Origin of the sequence: Hydrogenophaga sp., assembly GCF_019264445.1 — a bacterium.
Classification (GTDB): domain Bacteria; phylum Pseudomonadota; class Gammaproteobacteria; order Burkholderiales; family Burkholderiaceae_C; genus Hydrogenophaga.
In genome coordinates, this window is sequence record NZ_JAHVAB010000020.1 from 28,214 (window position 1) to 48,602 (window position 20,389).

General features: G+C 64.4%; 20 protein-coding genes. 14 read left to right on the forward strand and 6 right to left on the reverse strand.

Features of this window, described 5'->3' with window-relative positions; all coding sequences use genetic code 11:
• Window positions 1–88: 88 nt before the first annotated feature.
• The 3 genes from KXJ60_RS02390 to KXJ60_RS02400 all read left to right on the forward strand — a co-directional run bounded on the left by KXJ60_RS02390 (window position 89) and on the right by KXJ60_RS02400 (window position 1,995).
• The gene (locus KXJ60_RS02390) at window positions 89–1,072 is read left to right on the forward strand and encodes an RluA family pseudouridine synthase (RefSeq protein WP_291123808.1); all 984 of its coding nucleotides are present in this window, start codon (window positions 89–91) and stop codon (window positions 1,070–1,072) included.
• Window positions 1,073–1,142: 70 nt separating this feature from the next.
• On the forward strand, window positions 1,143–1,448 hold the full coding sequence (locus tag KXJ60_RS02395; RefSeq protein WP_291123809.1) for an H-NS histone family protein: 306 nt from the start codon (window positions 1,143–1,145) through the stop codon (window positions 1,446–1,448).
• 70 nt (window positions 1,449–1,518) lie between these two features.
• Window positions 1,519–1,995: a low molecular weight protein-tyrosine-phosphatase gene (locus KXJ60_RS02400; protein ID WP_291123810.1), complete on the forward strand. Its 477-nt coding sequence runs from the start codon at window positions 1,519–1,521 to the stop codon at window positions 1,993–1,995.
• A gap of 52 nt (window positions 1,996–2,047) precedes the next feature.
• Here the strand turns inward: KXJ60_RS02400 and KXJ60_RS02405 are convergent, their stop codons facing one another.
• The 3 genes from KXJ60_RS02405 to KXJ60_RS02415 all read right to left on the reverse strand — a co-directional run bounded on the left by KXJ60_RS02405 (window position 2,048) and on the right by KXJ60_RS02415 (window position 5,593).
• Entirely contained in the window at window positions 2,048–3,742 is a 1,695-nt protein-coding gene (locus KXJ60_RS02405) for an AMP-binding protein (RefSeq protein WP_291123811.1), read from the reverse strand.
• Between the two features lie 104 nt (window positions 3,743–3,846).
• Window positions 3,847–4,647 carry a hydratase gene (locus KXJ60_RS02410; RefSeq protein ID WP_291123812.1) on the reverse strand — a complete coding sequence of 267 codons (801 nt, stop codon included), beginning with the start codon at window positions 4,645–4,647 and terminating at the stop codon, window positions 3,847–3,849.
• Window positions 4,648–4,660: 13 nt separating this feature from the next.
• Window positions 4,661–5,593, reverse strand: coding sequence for a LysR family transcriptional regulator (locus KXJ60_RS02415; RefSeq protein ID WP_291123813.1), 933 nt, complete (start codon window positions 5,591–5,593; stop codon window positions 4,661–4,663).
• 121 nt (window positions 5,594–5,714) lie between these two features.
• Between KXJ60_RS02415 and KXJ60_RS02420 the strand changes: the two genes are divergently transcribed.
• The 6 genes from KXJ60_RS02420 to KXJ60_RS02445 are packed head-to-tail and all read left to right on the forward strand — an operon-like array spanning window position 5,715 to window position 13,069.
• Window positions 5,715–7,862 carry an indolepyruvate ferredoxin oxidoreductase subunit alpha gene (locus KXJ60_RS02420; RefSeq protein ID WP_291123814.1) on the forward strand — a complete coding sequence of 716 codons (2,148 nt, stop codon included), beginning with the start codon at window positions 5,715–5,717 and terminating at the stop codon, window positions 7,860–7,862.
• 3 nt (window positions 7,863–7,865) lie between these two features.
• Window positions 7,866–9,443, forward strand: a complete 1,578-nt coding sequence (locus tag KXJ60_RS02425; protein ID WP_291123815.1) for an indolepyruvate oxidoreductase subunit beta family protein — start codon at window positions 7,866–7,868, stop codon at window positions 9,441–9,443.
• 53 nt (window positions 9,444–9,496) lie between these two features.
• Entirely contained in the window at window positions 9,497–10,525 is a 1,029-nt protein-coding gene (locus tag KXJ60_RS02430) for a TRAP transporter substrate-binding protein (RefSeq protein WP_291123816.1), read from the forward strand.
• Window positions 10,525–11,031, forward strand: coding sequence for a TRAP transporter small permease (locus KXJ60_RS02435; RefSeq protein ID WP_291123817.1), 507 nt, complete (start codon window positions 10,525–10,527; stop codon window positions 11,029–11,031). The genes KXJ60_RS02430 and KXJ60_RS02435 overlap by 1 nt, the downstream gene beginning before the upstream one ends.
• Window positions 11,021–12,322: a TRAP transporter large permease gene (locus KXJ60_RS02440; protein WP_291123818.1), complete on the forward strand. Its 1,302-nt coding sequence runs from the start codon at window positions 11,021–11,023 to the stop codon at window positions 12,320–12,322. The genes KXJ60_RS02435 and KXJ60_RS02440 overlap by 11 nt, the downstream gene beginning before the upstream one ends.
• A gap of 45 nt (window positions 12,323–12,367) precedes the next feature.
• Window positions 12,368–13,069, forward strand: a complete 702-nt coding sequence (locus KXJ60_RS02445; RefSeq protein ID WP_291123819.1) for an alpha/beta hydrolase — start codon at window positions 12,368–12,370, stop codon at window positions 13,067–13,069.
• A 243-nt stretch (window positions 13,070–13,312) separates the two neighbouring features.
• Here the strand turns inward: KXJ60_RS02445 and KXJ60_RS02450 are convergent, their stop codons facing one another.
• Window positions 13,313–14,137 carry a hypothetical protein gene (locus KXJ60_RS02450; RefSeq protein WP_291123820.1) on the reverse strand — a complete coding sequence of 275 codons (825 nt, stop codon included), beginning with the start codon at window positions 14,135–14,137 and terminating at the stop codon, window positions 13,313–13,315.
• A 446-nt stretch (window positions 14,138–14,583) separates the two neighbouring features.
• Here KXJ60_RS02450 and KXJ60_RS02455 point away from each other — a divergent pair, with 446 nt between their 5' ends.
• Window positions 14,584–14,709, forward strand: a complete 126-nt coding sequence (locus tag KXJ60_RS02455) for a hypothetical protein (protein WP_291123821.1) — start codon at window positions 14,584–14,586, stop codon at window positions 14,707–14,709.
• Between the two features lie 70 nt (window positions 14,710–14,779).
• Here KXJ60_RS02455 and KXJ60_RS02460 read toward each other — a convergent pair whose 3' ends face one another.
• On the reverse strand, window positions 14,780–15,736 hold the full coding sequence (locus tag KXJ60_RS02460; RefSeq protein WP_291123822.1) for an IS1595 family transposase: 957 nt from the start codon (window positions 15,734–15,736) through the stop codon (window positions 14,780–14,782).
• Between the two features lie 103 nt (window positions 15,737–15,839).
• Between KXJ60_RS02460 and KXJ60_RS02465 the strand changes: the two genes are divergently transcribed.
• The 3 genes from KXJ60_RS02465 to KXJ60_RS02475 all read left to right on the forward strand — a co-directional run bounded on the left by KXJ60_RS02465 (window position 15,840) and on the right by KXJ60_RS02475 (window position 18,625).
• A complete protein-coding gene (locus tag KXJ60_RS02465; RefSeq protein ID WP_291123823.1) occupies window positions 15,840–16,388 on the forward strand; it encodes an outer membrane beta-barrel protein in 549 nt (182 codons plus the stop codon).
• Window positions 16,389–16,533: 145 nt separating this feature from the next.
• Window positions 16,534–17,022, forward strand: a complete 489-nt coding sequence (locus tag KXJ60_RS02470) for a Cache 3/Cache 2 fusion domain-containing protein (RefSeq protein WP_291123824.1) — start codon at window positions 16,534–16,536, stop codon at window positions 17,020–17,022.
• A 13-nt stretch (window positions 17,023–17,035) separates the two neighbouring features.
• The gene (locus KXJ60_RS02475; RefSeq protein ID WP_291123825.1) at window positions 17,036–18,625 is read left to right on the forward strand and encodes a methyl-accepting chemotaxis protein; all 1,590 of its coding nucleotides are present in this window, start codon (window positions 17,036–17,038) and stop codon (window positions 18,623–18,625) included.
• 68 nt (window positions 18,626–18,693) lie between these two features.
• On the opposite strand, the gene KXJ60_RS02480 is transcribed toward KXJ60_RS02475, so the two are convergent.
• Window positions 18,694–19,608 (reverse strand): LysR family transcriptional regulator, encoded by a 915-nt coding sequence (locus KXJ60_RS02480; RefSeq protein ID WP_291123826.1) that lies wholly within the window; start codon window positions 19,606–19,608, stop codon window positions 18,694–18,696.
• A gap of 136 nt (window positions 19,609–19,744) precedes the next feature.
• Between KXJ60_RS02480 and KXJ60_RS02485 the strand changes: the two genes are divergently transcribed.
• Window positions 19,745–20,389: thiamine pyrophosphate-binding protein (locus KXJ60_RS02485; protein ID WP_291123827.1), on the forward strand; the 645-nt coding region annotated here is incomplete at its 3' end.

Genomic DNA, 20,389 nt, shown 5'->3' on the forward strand with positions numbered 1-20,389 from the left:
TCAAGGCAAATCAATCACTTACGGCACACGACGGGTGTGGCGCATTATAGTCAGCTCCCCGCCACTCGTGGTGGCCTTATTCGCACCCATGCCCAGCACCCCGCCCACCGGGCAGATCCGCCACATCACGGTTGACGAGGAGTCGGCCGGGCAGCGGCTGGACAACCTGCTCGTTCGCCTGCTCAAGGGCGTCCCGAAGTCCCACATTTATCGAATCATTCGCTCTGGCGAGGTGCGTCGCAACAAGGGACGTGTTTCGGCCGATGACCGTGTGAACACCGGCGATGTGTTGCGCATTCCACCGATCCGGCTGTCCGAGCGCGCTGAAGAAAAGGCCGCCAACCCGGCCCCGCCGCGCGAATTCCCGGTGGTGTTTGAAGACGACGCTTTTCTGGCCATTGACAAGCCTGCGGGTATTGCCGTGCATGGTGGCAGCGGCGTGAGTTTTGGCGTCATCGAACAAATGCGTCAGGCGCGACCGCAGGCGCGATTGCTGGAATTGGTGCACCGGCTGGATCGGGAAACCAGCGGTTTGTTGTTGATTGCCAAGAAGAAGAGCGCGCTCAAGGCATTGCAGGACCAATTCCGGGAGCGCGAAACCGGAAAGACCTATCTGGCACTGGTCAAGGGTGTGTGGCCGGCGCGCCTGAAGGTGCTGGATCAACCGTTGCACAAATACCTTCTGCCCGATGGCGAGCGCCGCGTGAAGGTGACCACGCCCGATGACCCGGATGGCATGCGCTCGGTGACGCTGGTGAAGGTCGCCCGGCGGGTGCCGGCACCTGCCAGCCTGTTAAAGGCCGCGCCCGACGGATTCAGTCTGCTGGAGGTCACCATCAAAACCGGGCGCACGCATCAGATTCGCGTGCACCTCGCCAGTGCCGGTTTTCCCATTGCGGGGGATGACAAATACGGTGATTTCGAACTCAATCGCGATTTGGCCAAGGCTGGCTTGAAACGCATGTTTCTGCATGCCTGGCGCTTGAGATTGACACATCCTGTCACGGCTTTGCCGTTGGAATTGCAAGCTGAATTGGCCAGTGAACTGCACAAATGGGTATCTGTTGAATAGAATGGAAGCCTGCGTTGTTGGCAGCATTCCGACTCTGCGGACAGATCAAACACTTACAAGGACGATTGAAATGGCAAGCTATTCCGAACTCATGGCGCAAGCCCAGAACCTGATGGCGCAGGCCGAGCAGGCTCGCAAAGACGAACTCGCCGCGGTCATTGCTGACATCAAAGCCAAAATGAAACAGTTCGGCATTACCGCAGCCGATCTGGGTGGCACTGCCAGCACCAAGAAAACCGGCAAATCCAAATCCAGCGCACCGGCCAAATACCGTGGCCCGAACGGCGAACTGTGGGCCGGAGGCCCTGGACGCAAGCCGGAATGGGTGCGAGCGGTGCTCGCTTCGGGCAAGAGCCTGGACAGTTACCTGATCTGAGCGGCTCCGTTTCCTGATGCAAAGCCCGCTTCTGGCGGGCTTTGTTTTTGTATTTGATACCCTTGCTCGCATGTTCCAGATACTGGTCGTCTGCATGGGCAACATCTGCCGTTCGCCCATGGCCCAGAGCGTGCTGCAGGCGGATGTGGCACGGCGCGGCCTCGCGCATGCCGTGCAGGTGGATTCAGCGGGTACGTATGCGGGTCATCAGGGCGAGAAGCCGGATCGCCGCGCCATCGCGCTGGCCAAAGGCCGTGGGTACGCACAGATCGAGAAGCTGCGGGCGCGCCGTGTGCGAGAGGACGACTTCGAGCGGTTCGACCTGATTCTGGTGATGGACGACCTGAACATGGATCGCATGCGCTTTGCGTGCCCACGCGAACACCAGCACAAGTTGCACCTGTTTCTGGAATACGCGGGCGTCGAGGGCCTGCGCGAGGTGCCGGACCCTTACCGCGGCAACGCGCAGGACTTCGAGCGGGTGCTCACGCTGTGCGAGCAGGGCAGTGAAGGCGTGCTCAACCGCGTGGTGTCCGCACTGGGTTGAACACGGGCTTGAGCACTTGCTTGTGCGCGCAAGCCAGTGCCCCTGAAGGGGCTCAGTCCTTCTGCCAGATCACTTTCTTGCCGGAGGCCTCCCACGCTTCGTAGTGGCGTGCATAGAGGTCTTCGATGCGGTTGCGCTTGACTTTGAAGGTCGGGGTGATGACGTCGTTGTCCACCGTCCATGCGGTGGTGACGACCACGATGCACTGCAATTGCTCGTGGGGGTCCAGCGTGGCGTTGATGCCCTTGAGGTGGGCGGCCAGGGAGGTTTCGAGTTCGGCTCGGGCAGCGGCATCGCCGCTCACGCGCGCCACCGCTTCCGCGCCGAGCATGACGATGCCCAGCGGTTGCCCGAGGTTGGCACCGGTCACCACGCAGGCTTCGACCGCCTCGTGCATCACCAGCTTGTCCTCAATGGGTGCGGGCGCCACGTATTTGCCCTTGCCGGTCTTGAAGAGGTCCTTTACCCGGCCGGTGATGCGCAGCAGCCCTTGCTTGTCGATCGTGCCCTTGTCGCCGGTGCGCAGCCAGCCGTCTTCGGTGAAGGCCTCGCGGCTTTTCTCCGGCTCCTTGTAGTAGCCCTGCATCAGCGCCTGGCTGAGCATCTGCACTTCGCCCGTTTGCGGGTCCAGGCGGTGTTGGACGCCCGCGTAGGTCGGCCCCACCGTGCCTTGCTGGTTCTTGCCGGGTTCGGTGATGTGGGAAAGCGCGAGGTTCTCGGTCATGCCGTAGCCCTCGTTGATGTTCAGGCCGAGCTGGCTGTACCACTGCATCAAGGCCAGAGGCATCGGCGCGGCGCCGCCGGCCGCGAACTTGCACTGGTCCAGGCCCAGTGCCTTCTTGACCTTCTTGCGCACGATGCCGCCCAGGATGGGTATGCCGAGCAGGCGGTTGAGTTTGGCCGGGGGCATCTTGGCGTGAATGCCCTGCTGGAACTTGACCCACAGCCGCGGGACCGAGAAGAAGATGGTGGGGCGCGCGCGCTGCAGATCGGCGGCGAAGGTGTCGAGCGACTCGGCGAAGAACACGTGCATGCTGGTGCGCAGCCAGCCATGCTCGACCAGCATGCGCTCGACCACATGGGCCAGTGGTAGGTACGACAGCATGCGGTCGTCGCCGGAAAGCGGAATGCGCTTGACGCCCGAGTCGATGGCCCAGGCGAAGTTGCCGAAGCTGTGCATCACCCCCTTGGGCAGGCCGGTGGTGCCCGAGGTGTAGATGAGGGTGGCCAGTTCGTCAGCGGTGCGCGTGGGCTCGCCAGCCATGGGCTGGTTGCGCCCGCAGATGGCGTCCCAGCCTTCGTAGGCTTCGATGGCGTCCAGCGGTGAAAGGGCATAGCTGATGCAGGGCATGCCCGCGGGCACGCCAGGCTTCATGCCTTCCCAACCATCGAGCTTGCCGATGAAGCAGGCCTTGGTCTCACTGTGCGTGAGGATCTGGCGCACCGTCTCGGCGGCGAGCGTGGGGTACAGGGGCACCGACACGTGGCCCGCCATCCAGATGGCGAGGTCGCTCATCATCCACCACGCGCAGTTCTTCGAGAGGATGGCGACCTTGGAGCCTGGCTCCCAGCCTTGCGATTGCAGGTGCGTGGCCATGCGGCGCACCTGGTCGCCGATCTGTGCCCAGGTGAAGTCCTGCACCGCGCCATCGCCCATGGGTTGCGTGAGGGCCACCCGGTTCGGGGCGGTTTTTTCCCAGTGGTACAGGCGTTGCAGGGCCAGCAGTTCGGGCGCGACTTGGGTCATCGGGAATGTCTCCGTTGTTGTGTGAGCGAAGGGCGAATCTACCAAGCCCTCCGCTCACTGTTTAGAGGGTTTCACCTGTTCGGAGCCCCCATGCCAGAGATGGTTCAGTCGGTGAAGCGCACCGCCAGGCTGGGCAGTGGCAGGCCGAACTGCGCGGACCATTGCTCGCCGGGCAGCACGGGCCAGGCGTCGGTCCAGGTGCCGGTGGTGACCACGTCACCGGCTTTCACATCGGGTGCACCGGGGCAGTCGCGCAGCGTCTCGATGAAATGCCTGAGCGCGTGCAGCGGGCTGTCGAGCACGTTGCTGCCTCGGCCGCTTTCAACGGCCTGGCCGTTTTTGTGCAGCGTCACTTCGGCGTGGGACAACAGCGTATGGAGCGCGTGCGCGTCGCTGGCCAGTTCGAGGATGGGGACGCGTCGACCTATCAGCAGGCGGGCATGCAGGCCGCCATCGGCCACGGTGTCCGCGGGCAGAAACTTCCAGTCGGGCAGGTGGGACTGCACCACTTCGAAGCCGGGTGCGATCCAGTCGATGGCGTCGAAGATGTTGTCCAGCGTGGCCTGAGGCTTCGGCGTGGCCTTCAGGCCGAACACGGTTTCGGGTTCGATGCGGGGCTGGCACGCCCGCGCGAGCGAGACCTGACCTTCGTCGTCGGCCTGCGTGAGCGTGGTGTCCCAGACGGTGCCCCAGATGGGCGCGAACACGTTGTAGCGCGGCCAGATGGTGCGGTTGGTGAAACCCACCTTGTAGCCGCGCGGGTGTTCGCCGCGCGCCATGCGCAGCCGCCGCACCTCCAGCGCCTTGGCATAGGCCGCTTCGAGGTCAAAGCTGTTGTTCGCAGTGAGTGGGGCGGACCAGAGGCGGCCCTCGTCCAGGTGGTCGAGCAGGGTGTGAGGTGTCATGGCGCCATCGTACTCAGGGTGCTGGCTGTGCGCGGCCAAACAGCCGGTGCACCTGCGCGCGGATCCACTGGTGTGCCGGGTCTCTGGCCGTGCTGGCGTGCCAGACCAGACGAACGTCGTACGTGGGCGCGGCGGCGCGCGGCAGTTCCCACACGCGCATGTCCAGCCGCTGGCCGACGTTGGCTGCGTACATCTGCGGCACGATGGTGAGCAGGTCTGTGTTGAGCGCGAGCTCGGGCAGGGCGCCGAAGTGGCGTGCGCGGATGACCACGCGGTCGCTGAGTTTCAGGCGCACCAGCATCTGCTCCACGCTGCCATGAAAGGTGGCGGTGGGCGCGGCCACCACGAGCGACGACTCCGCGAGCTGCTGTGCGCTGAGCGTGCGCCCGGCCTTGCCGCTGGCCGGTCGCCAGCGCGGCGAGGTCATGGCCACGTAATGCTCGCGAAAGAGCAGGTCGGCGCGCACGCCGCGGTGGCGCGGTTGCAGGATGCCGATGGCGAAATCGATCTCGCGCGATTCGAGCGCCGCCGGCACGTCCTCTGCAGCCACCGACACGTTGGTGAGGTGCGATTGCGGCGCCTGCTGGCGCAGGGCCGCAGCCAGCGGTGGCAGAAACATCATTTCCCCCAGGTCAGAGAGCGACAGGCGCCAGCGCATGTCGCTGTGCGCGGGGTCGAACGCGTCGCGCACCGTGACGGCGGTCTCCAGCATCTGCAGCTGGGCCTGCACTTCGGGCGCGAGCCGCTCGCACAACCGCGTGGCCTGCAGGCCGCCGGGTGAGCGCACAAACAGGTCGTCCTGAAAGTAGTCGCGCAGCCGCGACAGCGCATTGCTGGTGGCCGGTTGTGACAGCGACAGCGCCTTGCCCGCTGCGGTGACGGAGCCGGTGCGGTGGATCGCCGCAAGCACGCGCAGCAGGTTGAGATCGAGTTGCCGGAAGTTCATCGTGGGCCTCTAAGGGTTGTCCCGAATTATCCATTTCGTGAATGCACCACATCCGATCAATCCATTGGTCAGATGGTGCCCCAAGCACTAGATTGCGGGCACAACACAAGGAGACCCACGATTGGAACGTTCATTTCACAGCGAGATTGAGGCGCTCAAGCTCGGCCAGGGCGAGACCTTTCAGGGCGAGGGCATCCTGGCGGTGACGAAGGCGCTGCTGCAGTCGGGCGTGACGTACGTGGGTGGCTACCAGGGTTCGCCGATCTCGCACCTGCTCGATGTGATGGTGCAGGCCAAGCCCTACATGGACGAGCTGGGCGTGCACGTGGAAGCCTGCACCAACGAGAGCTCGGCCGCGGCCATGCTGGCCGCTTCCATCATGTACCCGGTGCGTGGCGCGGTCACCTGGAAGTCGGTGGTGGGCACCAATGTGGCGTCGGATGCGCTGTCCAATTTGGCGTCTCCCGGTGTGATGGGCGGTGCGGTGATCGTGGTGGGCGAGGACTACGGCGAAGGCGCCAGCGTGATCCAGGAACGCACGCACGCCTTCGCCATGAAATCGGCGCTGTGGCTCATGGACCCGCGCCCGAACCTGCCCACCATCGTGCGCATGACCGAGAAGGCGTTCGAGCTGTCCGAGGCATCGAACACGCCGGTGATGATCGAGCTGCGCATTCGCGCCTGCCATGTGCAAGGCAGCTTCGTGGCCAGTGACAATATCGCGCCAGCCATTTCCAGCCGCCACTTGCAGCAGCAGGCGGCGGGGTTCAGCTACGACCGCCTCTCGCACCCACCTTCCACCTTCCGGCACGAAAAGCACAAGTACGAGGTGCGCATGCCGGCGGCGCGCCGCTTCATCGAGGAAGCGGGCCTGAACGAGCGCTTTGACGGCCGGCACGGCGCGGTGGGCCTGATCGTGCAGGGTGGCCTGTACAACACGACCATCCGTGCGCTGCAGCAGGCGGGCCTGGCCAATGGCCTGGGCGAGACCGATATCCCGATGCTGGTGCTCAACGTCGTGTACCCGCTGGTGCCCGAGCAGATCGCGGCCTTCTGTGCGGACAAGCGCGCGGTGCTGGTGATTGAAGAAGGCCAGCCGGAATTCATCGAGCAGGACATTGCCACGCAGCTGCGCCGGGCCGATCTGCAGACGCGTCTGCATGGCAAGGACCTTCTGCCCATGGGCGGCGAGTACACGGCAGAGATTCTGCTCAAGGGCCTCACGGCTTTCGCGGCCGAGCACCTGCCTTTGCTGGATCTGTCGCCCGCCAACCGCTTCAGCACCGAGCTGGCCGAGGTGCGCGAACGCGCGCTGGCCGAGCTCGGCGGCGGCGTGCCGGCGCGCCCGCCCAACTTCTGCACCGGCTGCCCGGAGCGCCCGGTGTTTGCCGCGCTCAAGCTGGTCGAGCGCGATGTGGGCAAGCTGCACATCTCGACCGACATCGGCTGCCATTCGTTCGCCACCTTCGAACCCTTCTCGTTCGGCAACTCGATCCTCGGCTACGGGATGAGCATGGCGTCCAGCGCGGCGGTCAAGAACTTCTCGGCCAAGCGGCCCGTTGCGATCATGGGCGACGGGGGCTTCTGGCACAACGGCCTGCTCTCGGGGGTGAGCTCGACACTGCTCAACCAGGGCGATGGCGTGCTGGTGATCATGAAGAACGGCTACACCTCGGCCACCGGCACGCAGGAAACCATGTCCACGCCCGCGTCGGAGGCCAAGCGCGTGGCCGAAGGCTCGAGTGCCACCGCCGGCGAGATGACGATCGAGAACACGCTGCAGGGCATGGGCGTGAAGTGGGTCAAGACAGTGCACAACTACCGCGTCTCGAAAGTGCGCGACCTGCTCAAGGAGGCGGTGAACTCGCCTTTCAAGGGGCTGAAGGTGGTGATTGCGGAAGGCGAATGCCAGCTCGAGCGCCAGCGCCGCCTCAAGCCCATTCGCGCGCGCCGCCTCAAGGAAGGCCTGCGCAGCGTGCGCACACGCTACGGTGTGGACGAAGACACCTGCACCGGCGACCACTCGTGCATTCGCCTCTCGGGCTGCCCCACGCTCACCGTCAAGCCCGCCAGCGATCCGCTGCGGCGCGAGCCGGTGGCGCACGTCACCAATGGCTGCGTGGGCTGCGGCCTGTGTGGCGAGGTGGCCGACGCGGCGGTGCTGTGCCCGTCGTTCCACAAGATCGAGATCGTGACCCACCCCGGCTGGTGGGACCGCGTCACCGACCGTTTCAACCGCTTCTTCATCGGCCTGCTGCAGCCGGCCTGACCCATGAATTCACAAGACAACGCCTACGGCATCTTGATCGCTGCACTCGGTGGCGAGGGCGGCGGTGTGCTGGCCGACTGGCTGGTGCAATGCGCGCTGCGCCACGGGCTGCCGGTGCAGGCCACTTCGGTGCCCGGTGTGGCCCAGCGCACGGGTGCCACGAGCTACTACATCGAGCTGCTGCGCGAGCCGGCGCCTGCCGGCGCCACGCCTGTCTTTGGCCTCACGCCGGTGGCGGGCCGTGTGGACGTGGTGGTGGCCAGCGAGCTGCTGGAAGCCGCGCGCATGGTGGAGCGTGGCTTCGTCACCGCGCGCACCACGCTGCTGGCATCCACCCACCGCATCTACACCACGGTGGAAAAGATGCACATGGCCGATGGCCGCCAGAACCCGCAACGCCTGGCCGACGCGGCGCGTGCACTCGCACGCAAGACCGTGCTGTTCGACATGGAGGCCGTGACGACCCAGGCCGGCACCGTGATCTCTGCGGTGATGTTTGGCTCGCTGGCAGGTGCCGGCGTGCTGCCCTGGCCGCGCAGCGTGTGTGAAGACGTGATCCGCGCATCGGGCAAGGGCGTGCAGGCCAGCCTGGCTGGCTTTGCCGCCGCGTTTGACGAGGCCGCAGCGCCTTCGAGCGCGTCCCCCGAGATGTCGAAAGACGCGCTGCAGGTGCTGGCCGATGGGGGCCTGCCGCAGGCACTGCAGGGCGAATGGGCGCAGCGCCTGCAGCCCTGGCCCGCGGCGGTGCAACTGCTCGCCGCGCATGGCGCACTGCGCTGCCGCGACTACCAGAACGGCGCTTACGCCCAAGCCTTTCTGGACCATGTGCAAGCGCTCGTGAGCGCTGCCACGCCCGAGGCCAGTGCCGCGCTCGAAGAGGCGGTGCGCCACCTGGCGCTGTGGATGTGCTTCGAAGACGTGATCCGTGTAGCCGACCTGAAGACGCGGCGCAGCCGCTATGCGCGCGTGACCAGCGAATCGCAGGCCCAACCGGGCGACATCGTCCGCGTGACCGAACACTTCAAGCCCGGCGTTGACGAAGTGGCGGCCGTGCTGCCGCGTGCGCTGGGCGAGTGGCTGGTGGCGCTGGCGACGCGGCGTGGCTGGATGGGCAAGGCGCATGTGGGTTTGCACATCCGCTCTACCAGTCTCTGGGGCTACCTCATGCTGCGCAGCCTGGCGTGGCTGCGGCCTTTGCGGCCGCGCTCCCTGCGTTACGCGCAGGAGCACGAAACCCTGTCGGTGTGGCTCGCAGCCATGCGCCAGGTGTTGCGCGAGTCGCCAGCGTTCGCGCTGGTGCTCGCCGGCTTGCCGCAAGTGCTCAAGGGCTATGGCGACACGCAGGCACGCGGCCGGCTGAACTACGCCCGCCTGTGGTCCACCCACGTGGTGCCAGCCCTGAGCGGTGCGCCTGGCGCACCGCAGGCCGCGAGCGACTTGAGCGCAGCGCTCAAAGCCACGCTGGCTGACCCTGAAGGCAAACTCAACCAGGCGCACCGCGCGCCCGCCTCGAACACGCACCCGGTGTTCTGGGCCGCCAAGGCGCCGCACCGGGAAACTACGCTCACCCCTCGCGCATGAATGCCTGCACCATGCGCCTTCCCTTGAAAAACGTCATTACCCAGGAGACAAACATGAAATCCCGCAACCGTTCTTCCCTTCGCGCCGTGGCCATTGCCACCTTGCTGCTGGGTGCACTCGGCGCACAGGCGCAGGACAAGGCCGTCGAACTCAAGTTCGCGCACTGGCTGCCGGCCTCGCACCCGCTGGCCAAGCTCGGTTTCGAGCCCTGGGCGAAATCGGTGGAAGCGGCGTCCAAGGGGTCCATCAAGGTTGCGCTGTTCCCGGCGCAGCAGCTGGGCAAGGCCGCTGACCACTACGACATGGCGCGCGACGGCATTGCCGAGATGACCTGGGTCAACCCGGGCTACCAGGCCGGCCGTTTCCCCATGATCGCTGCGGGCGAGTTGCCCTTTCTGATCGGCAAGCCCGGCCCAGGCTCGGCCGCGCTCGACCAGTGGTACCGCCCCTACGCCGCGGCCGAAATGAAGGACGTGAAGTTCTGCTTCGCCCACGTGCACATCGGCACCTTCCACGCCAAGAAGCCGATCACCGAACCCGGCCAGCTCAAGGGCATGAAGATCCGCTCGGCCAACGGCACCGTGGCACAGACCATGACGCTGCTGGGCGCCACCAACGTGCAGGTGTCCGCGCCAGAAGCGCGCGACGCGCTCGACAAGGGCGTGGCCGATGCCATCACCTTCCCCTGGAATTCGATCGTTTCCTTCGGCATCGACAAGGCCGTCAAGTTCCACAGCGACATGCGCTTCTATGCCTCCGACTTCGTGTGGGTGCTCAACAAGCCCTGGTACGACAAGCTCGCCGCAGGCCAGAAGAAAGTGATCGACGACCACTGCAACAACGAGTGGGCCGGCAAGGTGGGCGCCGCCTGGGGCGACGAGGAAGACTCGGGCCAGGGCAAGCTGGAGAAGACTGCGGGCCACACCATCGTGCCGATCTCGCCCGCGCAGATCGACGTCTGGAAAAAGGCTGTGGAGCCCGTGTACGGCCAGTGGGTGAAGGCCGCTGACGCCGCCGGCAACAAGGGCCAGGCCGCACTGGACGACCTGCGCAAGGAACTGGCCAGCCGCAAAGCCAACTGATGAAGCGCCTGTTCTCGGCCATCGAAACGGTGGCCGCGCTGTTCCTGCTGCTGATCGCGTTGTTGACCGCAGGCAATGTGCTGCTGCGCTACGTGTTCAGCGTGCAGATTCCTGACTGGTTCGATGGCACGCAGATGCTGCAGGGCATCGCCATGTTCTGGGGCATCGCCCTGGCCACTTACTACGGCACGCACATCGGTGTCGACATCTTGTGGGAACACCTGGGCCCGCGCGGCAAGCGCCGCGTGGACCTGCTCGCCACCGCCATCACCGCTGCCTTCCTTGTGCCCCTGGCCTGGATGGTGTGGGTGAAAGTGGGCGGCACCGGCAGCCAGGGCACCATGGACCTGCGCCTGCCGCTGCAGTGGTTCTACAGCGTGGGCGCTGCGGGCGCCACGGTGGCCGCGGTGCTGGCGGCGGTGCGGCTGGTGCAGCTCTGGCAAGGCCGTGAGGCCAGCCCTGAGCCGGTGGACGACGACGCACCAGGAGCAGCCCATGGATCGTGATGTGGTGGCCCTGCTGGGCTTCGTGGGCATGTTTGCCCTCATGGCCATTCGTGTGCCCATCGGCATTGCCATGGGCATTGCGGGTGTGGGCGGCTTTGCGCTGCTCTCGGGCACCAAGCCCGCGCTCAACCTGCTGGCCAATGTGCCGCTGTCGGTGCTCACCGACTACAACCTCAGCGTCATCCCGATGTTCATCCTGATGGGCGCTTTTGCGTCGCACTCGGGCATGAGCGCCGAGCTGTTCAAGGCCGGACGGGCCTGGCTCGGGCATCGGCGCGGCGGGCTGGCGCTGGCGTCCATTGCCGCGTGCGGCGGCTTCTCCGCCATCAACGGATCTTCCGTGGCCACGGCCGCCACCATGACGCAGGTGGCACTGCCCGAAATGCGCCGAGCAGGCTACAACCCGGGCTTCTCCGCCGGGCTGATCGCCGCTGGCGGCACACTGGGCATCATGATCCCGCCCTCGGTGATCATGGTGCTCTACGGGATCATGACCGAGACCGACATCACCAAACTGTTCGCCGCCGGCATCATCCCCGGGATCATGGCGATTGCGTTCTACAGCGTGGTGGTGGCCATCGTGGCCCGCCTGCGGCCCGATGCCATGCCGCGCGGCGAGCGCGTGGGCTGGGCGGAGCGGTTCCGGTCGCTGCGTTCCCTGTGGGCCGTGGTCCTGCTGTTCGTGTTCGTGCTCGGCGGTATCTACGGCGGCCTGTTCACGGTGCAGGAAGGCGCGGGCGTGGGGGCCATCGGCACGCTGCTCATCGGCCTGCTGCGCGGGCGCCTGGGCTGGAAGCAGATCAAGGCCGCCCTGATCGGTGCGCTGCGGGTGTCGTCTTCCATCATGCTGATCGTGGTGGGTGCCTACCTGTTTGGCTACTTCCTCACCATCACGCAGTTCACGCAGAACGCGGTGGAAACGCTGGTGCACCTGCCGGTCGGGCCGTATGGCGTGCTCGCGCTCATCATGGTGGGCTACCTCATCCTGGGCGCGGTGATGGACGAGCTCGCCATGATCCTGCTGACGGTGCCCATCGTCTTCCCGGCCATGATGCAGCTGGGCTTTGACCCGGTGTGGTTTGGCGTGATCGTGGTGATGGCGGTGACCTTCGGCATGATCTGCCCGCCCGTGGGCATGAACGTGTTCGTCATCAGCTCGATCGCGCGCGACGTGCCCCTGGGCGCGATCTACAAGGGCACCATGCCCTTCATCGCGGTCGATGTGGTGCGCTTGTTGATCCTGTGTGCGTTCCCGGCCCTGTCGCTGTGGTTGCCGGGGTTCATCGAATAGCGCGCTGGCGTGCGGCATGGCGCCCTCGGGCGCTATGCTGCGCCCATGAACACCTCCTCCCTCGAACTCCTTGAGATGGTGAGTGGCGACGATCCCGCCGCCACGCCCGTCGCCTCCATCATCGTGCTGCATGGCCTGGGTGCCGACGGCAACGACTTCGTGCCCATTGCCCACGAGCTCGACCTGAGCGATGTCGGCCCGGTGCGCTTCGTGTTCCCGAGCGCGCCGGTGCGCCCGGTCACGATCAATGGCGGCTACGTCATGCGCGCCTGGTACGACATTTACCCACCCAGCACCCAACCCGCCGTGCCGCGCCGTGAAGACAGCGAAGGCTTGCGGGCCTCGCAGGCCCTGGTGCAGGCCCTGCTGGAGCGCGAAGCCCAGCGCGGTGTGCCCGCGCACCGCACGGTGCTCATGGGGTTTTCCCAAGGCTGCGCCATGACGCTCATGGCCGGCCTGCGCGCGCCGCAGCGCCTGGCCGGGCTGGTCGGTCTCTCGGGCTACCTGCCGCTGGCCGAGACCACCGCCACCGAGCGCAGCGCAGCCAACCGCGAGGTGCCCATCTTCATGGCACATGGCGAACACGACCCGGTGGTCACCATCGACCGCGCCACCGCGTCGCGCGACCTGCTCCAGACCCTGGGGTACGGCGTGCAATGGCAGGCGTACCCGATGGAGCACTCGGTGTGCGCCGAAGAGGTGGATGACCTGAACGCGTGGTTGCTCAAGGTGCTGTCGGCTGGCTGAACCTGTTGTTTTGTGGTGGGTGAGCCTTTTGGTGTGAATAAATTGAAGTTAAAGTCGCCGGCTCGTTAAAAAACGAGTTCTTTGGTGTGAAGTGTGTACTTAAAAAACCCTGACACTCAGGACATAAAAAAACCGGCTCAAGGGCCGGTTTTCTTTTGGGGCGATGGTGCTGGTGCCTTGGGTGGCTTCGGCTTCGGCGGTGTGTTCAGCATCCGCCGCAGGACGTCGTCTTCCGAAGGTTTATCAGTGTTCGTCGTCATCGTCTACCAGTGGCTTCCGAGACTGGGCTGCTTCAGGCGCGACAACGCTGCGCTTGATCTTTCGTTTCAAGATGGCCAGCCAATCATCGAAGTCTTGGTAGCTGTCTGGGCTTAGAACTTCTGGCCACTGGATGGTCACATCGCCCTCGGCGAGGGCAAAAACTTCTTGTCGCATTCCGGCTCCTTTTGGCGGCAAAGCCGCTTTGCCCGGAGGCACTGGCGGATGGACTAATCCGGCCGGTGCCGGTGGGGTTTGGGGTGCAGACGATTGTACCGGAACTACCTTTTCACTAACAGCCCCGGCTGGCGCGTCGCTTTCGTGCTTTTTTTCTACAGCCTCTTCCATAAGGCCGGCAAATTGCACGGACCGCTTGTAGTTTGTCAAGAATCCGTCCACTGTCGACTCGTTGAACCCGTGATCGAAGATCAATGTAGAACGCATTGACTCCGGCATCTCCGCGCCAAAAAGATCCCAGCAAAGTTTGTACGCCTTCGGAGACAAGCATGCATCCCGGATCGCTTGCCTGCGCTCAATCGAAGAAGGGTTATCGACCAATATTCGGTACGCGCGATCCGTGATCTTGATGGTTTCTGCCTTATCGGATGACTCTGCAATATCAGCAAGACCATAGTAGCGAAGCGCCGCAACCGTCTTCTGCGCAGTGCTGCTGGTGGGGCTGTACTCCCACTTGTCTTTCACAACAGCCCCCAGATTGGCTGGAGTGCGTTTCGTGTACTCATACAGCTTCCGCGTCAGCTCAACGGCAGCCTCAAGATTCATGTACGGGTAGGCAGGTCCACGGGCCATTGCAGTTCTCCTAAAAGTCCCGCCATGATACCGCCAAAACCATCGCTTTGCGTATTTTTCGCAAAGCGATGTTGCGCTTAGGCGCGAAACTGGTATAGTTCGGCGTCGAAGGAGATCAATATGCGGAGAGCTTTCGGCCCCGGTGATCTGGCTGCTGCAGCCGGGGCGGAAAAAGGAAAACCCTCGTAGTGCTCATCCCGGAAAGAAGGGGCGCTACGAGGGTCTTAGGCAGCCGACTACTACGAGCAGCTTTGTCTGCACTTCACCAAGGCTGGCGCCTTGGGCAAGCGACCAGCACTGCGGAAACAGTGCTGGATTTGATGGCAAGTTCTGTGGCCCTGAAAGCCATCCTGAACCGTTCATCACTCTTGAGCGAGTGAGGGCATTTTACCCTCTGGTGGACATTCAGACAAGGATGGGCTTCGCCGTTCTTGAAGGAGATGGCCATGCGCTATCGCCGTGTCAAGGATGTGTTCGTGCGCGCCTATCGCCGCTTCCGCTTTGGGAAGTGGGAGGACGTGTGCCAGCACTTCCGCAGTCACCCGGGCCAGCTTGAGCTGTTCCCGTTCTAAACGGTAAACCGTTTCCCCGCCCCGGACTCACGTCTTGGGCGGGTTTTTCATGAGCTTGATCAGCAGCGTCTCAAACGTCGGTCGCTTGCTGCTTCCCACCAATCCGCCGATAGGTCAGGCGCTTACCGGTGATGCCCTTAAGCGCTGCAGTGGTGCGGTCGGTGTCGCTGAAGCCCTGCGACTGGCGCGTGTTCCAACGGAAGTCGAACTCGTTGCAGTAGCGCTGTAGGTGCTTTTCGCTCACGCTGTGAAACGTGCCGATTAGGCCACGCTTGAGGATGGCGAAGGATGCCTCGACAGTGTTGGTCGTCACATCGCCGCGAGCGTATTCGCCTCGGCCATGGCTCACGGATTCATGCTGTGCAAACGTTTTGCCGATGGCCTTGTACCAGCGGGCTTCGTCGGTCACAAGGCGGGCCTTCTCGCTGATCTGAGATTGAAGAACTGCGCCAAGGGTTTTGCCGTTGACGGTGGGGATGTGGAAAGAACGCTTGTTGCCGTCGCGCTCAACAAGAGAGACGACCATCATCTTGTGACGGAAGCCGCCGCGAGCGGTTTTCTTCTCGCCGCTTTCGGTGGTGGCTGTGCCCCAGAACGTTTCATCAGCCTCAACAACACCCGACGAACCGGGGCCGCCAAGCATCGTGGAGTTGTCCCCCGTCATGGCTTCGCGGATGCGATGCGACATGAACCACGCGGTTTTGTAGGAAACACCAAGCATGCGCTCGAGCTGCTTGGCGGAAATTCCCTTCTTGCTGGCGCACATCAGATGGACAGCCTGGAGCCAGACATTCAGGGCGATCTTTGAACGCTCGAACACGGTTCCCACGGTGACGGTGAACTGCTCATAGCAGTCCTTGCACTTGAACAAGCCCGGGCGGTACGACTTGCCTTCAAGCGCCAGAGGGGCGCGAACCGAACCGCAGTGGGGGCACACAGGCCCGTGAGGCCAGCGCAGAGCCTCAAGGTGCTCGCGTGCCTTGTCTGCGTCTTGGAAGTGGGGCTGGTTCAGGATTGCTTCGGCCATGGTTTGCTTTCGGTATGGCTGAAGTATCGGATAGTTCTAAGGGTTCGTCAAGTACATACTTCACTCTTTGGTTTTAACTTTATTCATTCATCAGGAGGTTTTCATGGATTCACGTTCGTTGTTCTCGGTGGCCTTGTTGGGCCTGGCAGCCATCGCCGCTGCCCCCGCCGCTGCCGAGGGCTTCATTCTGGAGGCGGCGGTCGGCTCCAGCAAACTCACCTCAGACAACAGCACGCTGCAAGACCGGGCCACCGCCATTGGCATCGTGGGGCGCTGGGGCGGCGGCAAGGGCCTGGGCATGGAAGCCGGCGTGCGCGGTCACGGCGAATGGGCGGTGAACGACGCGGCAGGCACCTACCGTTTCGCCGGCACCAGCTTGCTCGCGGGCGTGACATATGACATTCCGCTTGGCCCTGTGACGCTGGGCGCGCGCGTGGGTGGGCACGCCTGGCGCGTCAATGGTCAGGTCATCGGCGTGGGCAGCACCGTGCTGACCAAAACCGAAGACTCGGGTGCGGGCCTTTACTACAGCCTGGGCGCCAGCTACGCCGTGAGTGAACGCCTGTCGATCGGCACCTACTACAACGTGTTCAACCTGGAAGACGGCATCCGCGTCAAGGCGGTGGATGTGCGCCTGAGCTACGCCTTCTGAAATCCGGAACTGGCTGGGCAAAGTAAAGCTTTTTGACGCTTCCCAGGCGGGCGCGGTCCCCAGAATTCAAGTGCTACGGGGTGTGACCGATATGGATTGACATCCTTCGGGATCCCTGTTCAACCACGTCACTTCTGGAGTTCTCATGAAACTGAACCGCGTCCTCATGCTGGCTGCGCTGGCCGTCTCTGCCTCCTTCGCCCATGCCAACGACCCCAAGGCCACCATTGCCGACCTCGACGGTCGCCTGAGCAAGATTGGTGCACCTCGCATCGATGGCACCGACAGCGTGGCTGGCAAGACGGTGCCCGCCCTGTTCTTCGGCGAGCGCAAGATCAACAACAACTTCGACGTGGTCGACGGCATCCGCAAGACGCACCAGGCCACGGCCACCGTGTTTGTCAAAGAGGGTGACGAGTTCGTGCGCGTCAGCACCAACGTGCTCACGCCCGAAGGCAAGCGCGGCGTGGGCACGCAGCTGGCCCGCAATGCCGCCTACGACTCCGTGAGCAAGGGTCAGCAGTACTGCGGCCCCATCGACGTGCTGGGCACCGCCTTCGACGCCTGCTACAACCCCATCAAGGACGCCGGTGGCAAAGTGATCGGCGCCAGCTACATCGGTCACAAGAAGTGATGGCGGCGGCGCGATGAAAAAACTTCCCAATCCATTTGGCTGGCTCCGTCGACTGACGGTGGGTCAGCAGCTCTTCGGCGCGTTTGCGTCCATCCTGGTGTTGACGGCCGCTCTGGGCGCCACTGCTCTGGTGGGGTTGAAGAGCGTGGATGGCGAAGCCATCGCGCTGTCTGAAAAATGGCTCAAGGGCGTGGGCGCGTTGTCGGACGCACGCTCGCTGGCGGTCGAGTACCGCGAGTTCGAGATCAAGCACAGCCGCACCGCAGACGGCAGCTACCACGCCGAATACGAAGACAAGATGAAAGAGGCAGGCAAGTCGCTGCAGGCCTTGTTCACCGGCTACCAGGGCCGCGTCTCGGGCGATGAGGAAACCGCGCTCACTGCGAAGTTGATCGGCACCTGGACCGCTTACCAGCAGGCCAGTGAAAAGGTCATCAAGCTGGGGCGCGACAAACAGCAGGCGGACGCCGCAGACATCGCCGACGGCCTCTCCAGCATGGCGTTCGAAGAAGTGGTCTCGTCCCTCAACGGATTGATCCAGTTCAACTACGACGGTGGAGAGTCCTCTGCCGGGCACGTCAAAACCGTTTACGACCAGGCAAGGTGGGCCGTCATCGGGTTGCTGGGCATGTCGTTGGCGATCGGCGTTGGCCTGGCAGCCATGATCACCCGCAACATGCTCCGCCAGCTCGGCGGTGAGCCGCGAACCGCGGTCAACATTGCACGAGCTGTGGCCGAAGGCGATCTCACCACGCCGATCCACCTGAAGACCGGCGACACCGACAGCTTGCTGGCCTGGTTGCAGACCATGCAGGAGGGCTTGTCCAAGGCCGTCACCGATGTGCGCCGCAGCTCCGACTACGTGTCACACGCCAGCGGTGAGATTGCCTCCGGCAACCAGGACCTCTCGGCCCGCACGGAGCAGCAAGCCAGCGAACTGCAGGAGACCGCGGCCACCATGGAACAGCTGGGTACGACCGTGCGCAACAACGCCGACAACGCACGCCAGGCCAGCGACTTGGCCCAGCGCGCGTCCAGCGTGGCGGTGCAGGGGGGCGATGTCGTGGGCAGCGTGGTGCAGACCATGAAAGGCATCAACGAAAGCAGCCGCAAGATCGGCGACATCATTGGTGTGATCGACGCCATCGCGTTCCAGACCAACATCCTGGCGCTCAATGCGGCCGTGGAAGCGGCGCGTGCAGGCGAACAGGGTCGCGGGTTTGCGGTGGTGGCGGGTGAGGTTCGCAACCTGGCCCAGCGCAGCGCCGAGGCTGCCAAGGAAATCAAGACATTGATCGGCGCCAGCGTCGAGCGTGTCGAGCAGGGTTCGGCGCTGGTGGACCAGGCCGGCACCACCATGAAGGAAGTGGTGGCGTCCATCCGCCGTGTGAGTGAAATCGTCGGCGAGATCTCTGCCGCGAGTTCCGAGCAAAGCTCAGGCGTCGCCCAGGTTGGGCAGGCCATCACGCGCATGGACCAGGGCACGCAGCAGAACGCCGCGCTGGTGGAGCAAAGCGCCGCCGCAGCCGACAGCCTGAAGCAGCAGGCGCTGCAGCTGGTGGAATCGGTGGCGGTGTTCAAGACGCGAAACGCCCGGGCCTGAACTGAGGGGCGCACGGCGCCATTGCTTGTGCGCAGCGCGTCAAGGCGCGCGTTGGAGCGGTGGCACGGTCAGGTGGTGTCGCGAAGCCAGTAGCCTGGCTTGGCGTAGACCTTCTTCAGGTGCTCGATGAAAAAACGCACCTTCGCCGGCAGGTGCCGCTGCTGGGGGTAGACGGCCAGGATGTCGTAGGCGGGCAGGGCGAATTCGTCGAGCACCGTGACGAGTTCGCCGCGCTGGAGCTGGGCCTGGATTTCCCAGGTGGAGCGCCAGCCCAGGCCCATGCCTTCGCTCACCCAGCGGTGCAGCAGCTCGCCGTCGTTGCAGTCCAGGTTGCCTTCCACGCGCACCGTCACGGTCTTGCCCCCTTGCTGAAAGTACCAGCCCCGTTGCTGCCCGCCTTGCAGGTTGAAGGCCAGGCAGTTGTGCTGTTTCAGGTCGTCCAGTGTTTTCGGTTTGCCGTGCTTGCGAAAGTAGGCCGGCGTGCCGCAGACCACGCGCTGGTTGGTGGCGAGCTGGATGGCCACGAAGTTCGGGTCGATCGCGCCGCCAATGCGCAGGCCCAGGTCGTAGCCCTCGCGCACGAGGTCGACCACGCGGTCGGTGAGGTTGAAGGAAAGCTTCACCTCCGGGTTGGCTTTCAGGAAGGCGCTGGCGTGTGGCGCCACATGCAGGCGGCCAAATGCTGCCGGGGCCGAAACGACGAGGTGGCCGCTGGCCCGGTGTTTCTGCGCCGATACGGTGGCTTCGGCGCTGGCCCATTGCGTCAGCAGCGTGCGGCACTCGTCCAGAAAGCCCGCGCCCTGGTCGGTGAGGGCGAGGCGGCGCGTGGAGCGGTGAATGAGCTGCGTGCCCAGGCGGCGCTCGAGCGCGTCGATGCGCCGGCCCAGCATCACCGGTGTGATGCCGGCATGCAGCGCGGCGGCGGCCAGGCTGCCGTGCTCCATGGCCAGCACGAAAGCCTCGATTTCCTTGAAGCGGTCCATGGCGGCATGGTAATGCCGCAGACGGCCCATTGCATACCTGGGGTATCGAATCAACGTACCGCCACTGGCATTCTCAAGAGAGGAGCTTCTCCCTAGCATCCCTACCAGTCCATCAACCCAGGTAAGGAATCGCATCATGGCCCGTATGACTGCGGCACAAGCCGCCATCTGTGTGCTGGAGAAGGAAGGCATCTCGCAGGCCTTCGGTGTGCCCGGCGCTGCCATCAATCCGTTCTATGCCGCCATGCGCCAGCGCGGCAGCATCGGCCACATCCTGGCGCGCCATGTGGAGGCCGCGTCGCACATGGCCGAGGGCTACACGCGCGCCCGCGCCGGCAACATCGGCCTGTGCATCGGCACCAGCGGCCCCGCCGGCACCGACATGATCACGGGCCTGTATTCCGCGCAGGCCGACAGCATCCCCATCCTGTGCGTCACGGGCCAGGCGCCGCGCGCGCGGCTCTACAAGGAAGACTTCCAGGCGGTGGACATCGAGAGCATTGCCAAGCCGGTCACCAAGTGGGCGGTGACGGTGCGCGAGCCCGCGCTCGTGCCGCGCGTATTCCAGCAGGCGTTTCACCTCATGCGCTCGGGCCGCCCCGGCCCGGTGCTCATCGACCTGCCGTTCGACGTGCAGATGGCCGAGATCGAGTTTGACCCCGACACCTACGAGCCGCTGCCCATCTACAAGCCGGCGGCGAGCCGCAAGCAGATCGAAAAAGCGCTGGACATGCTGGCCGCGTCCACCAAGCCACTGATCGTGGCCGGCGGCGGCATCATC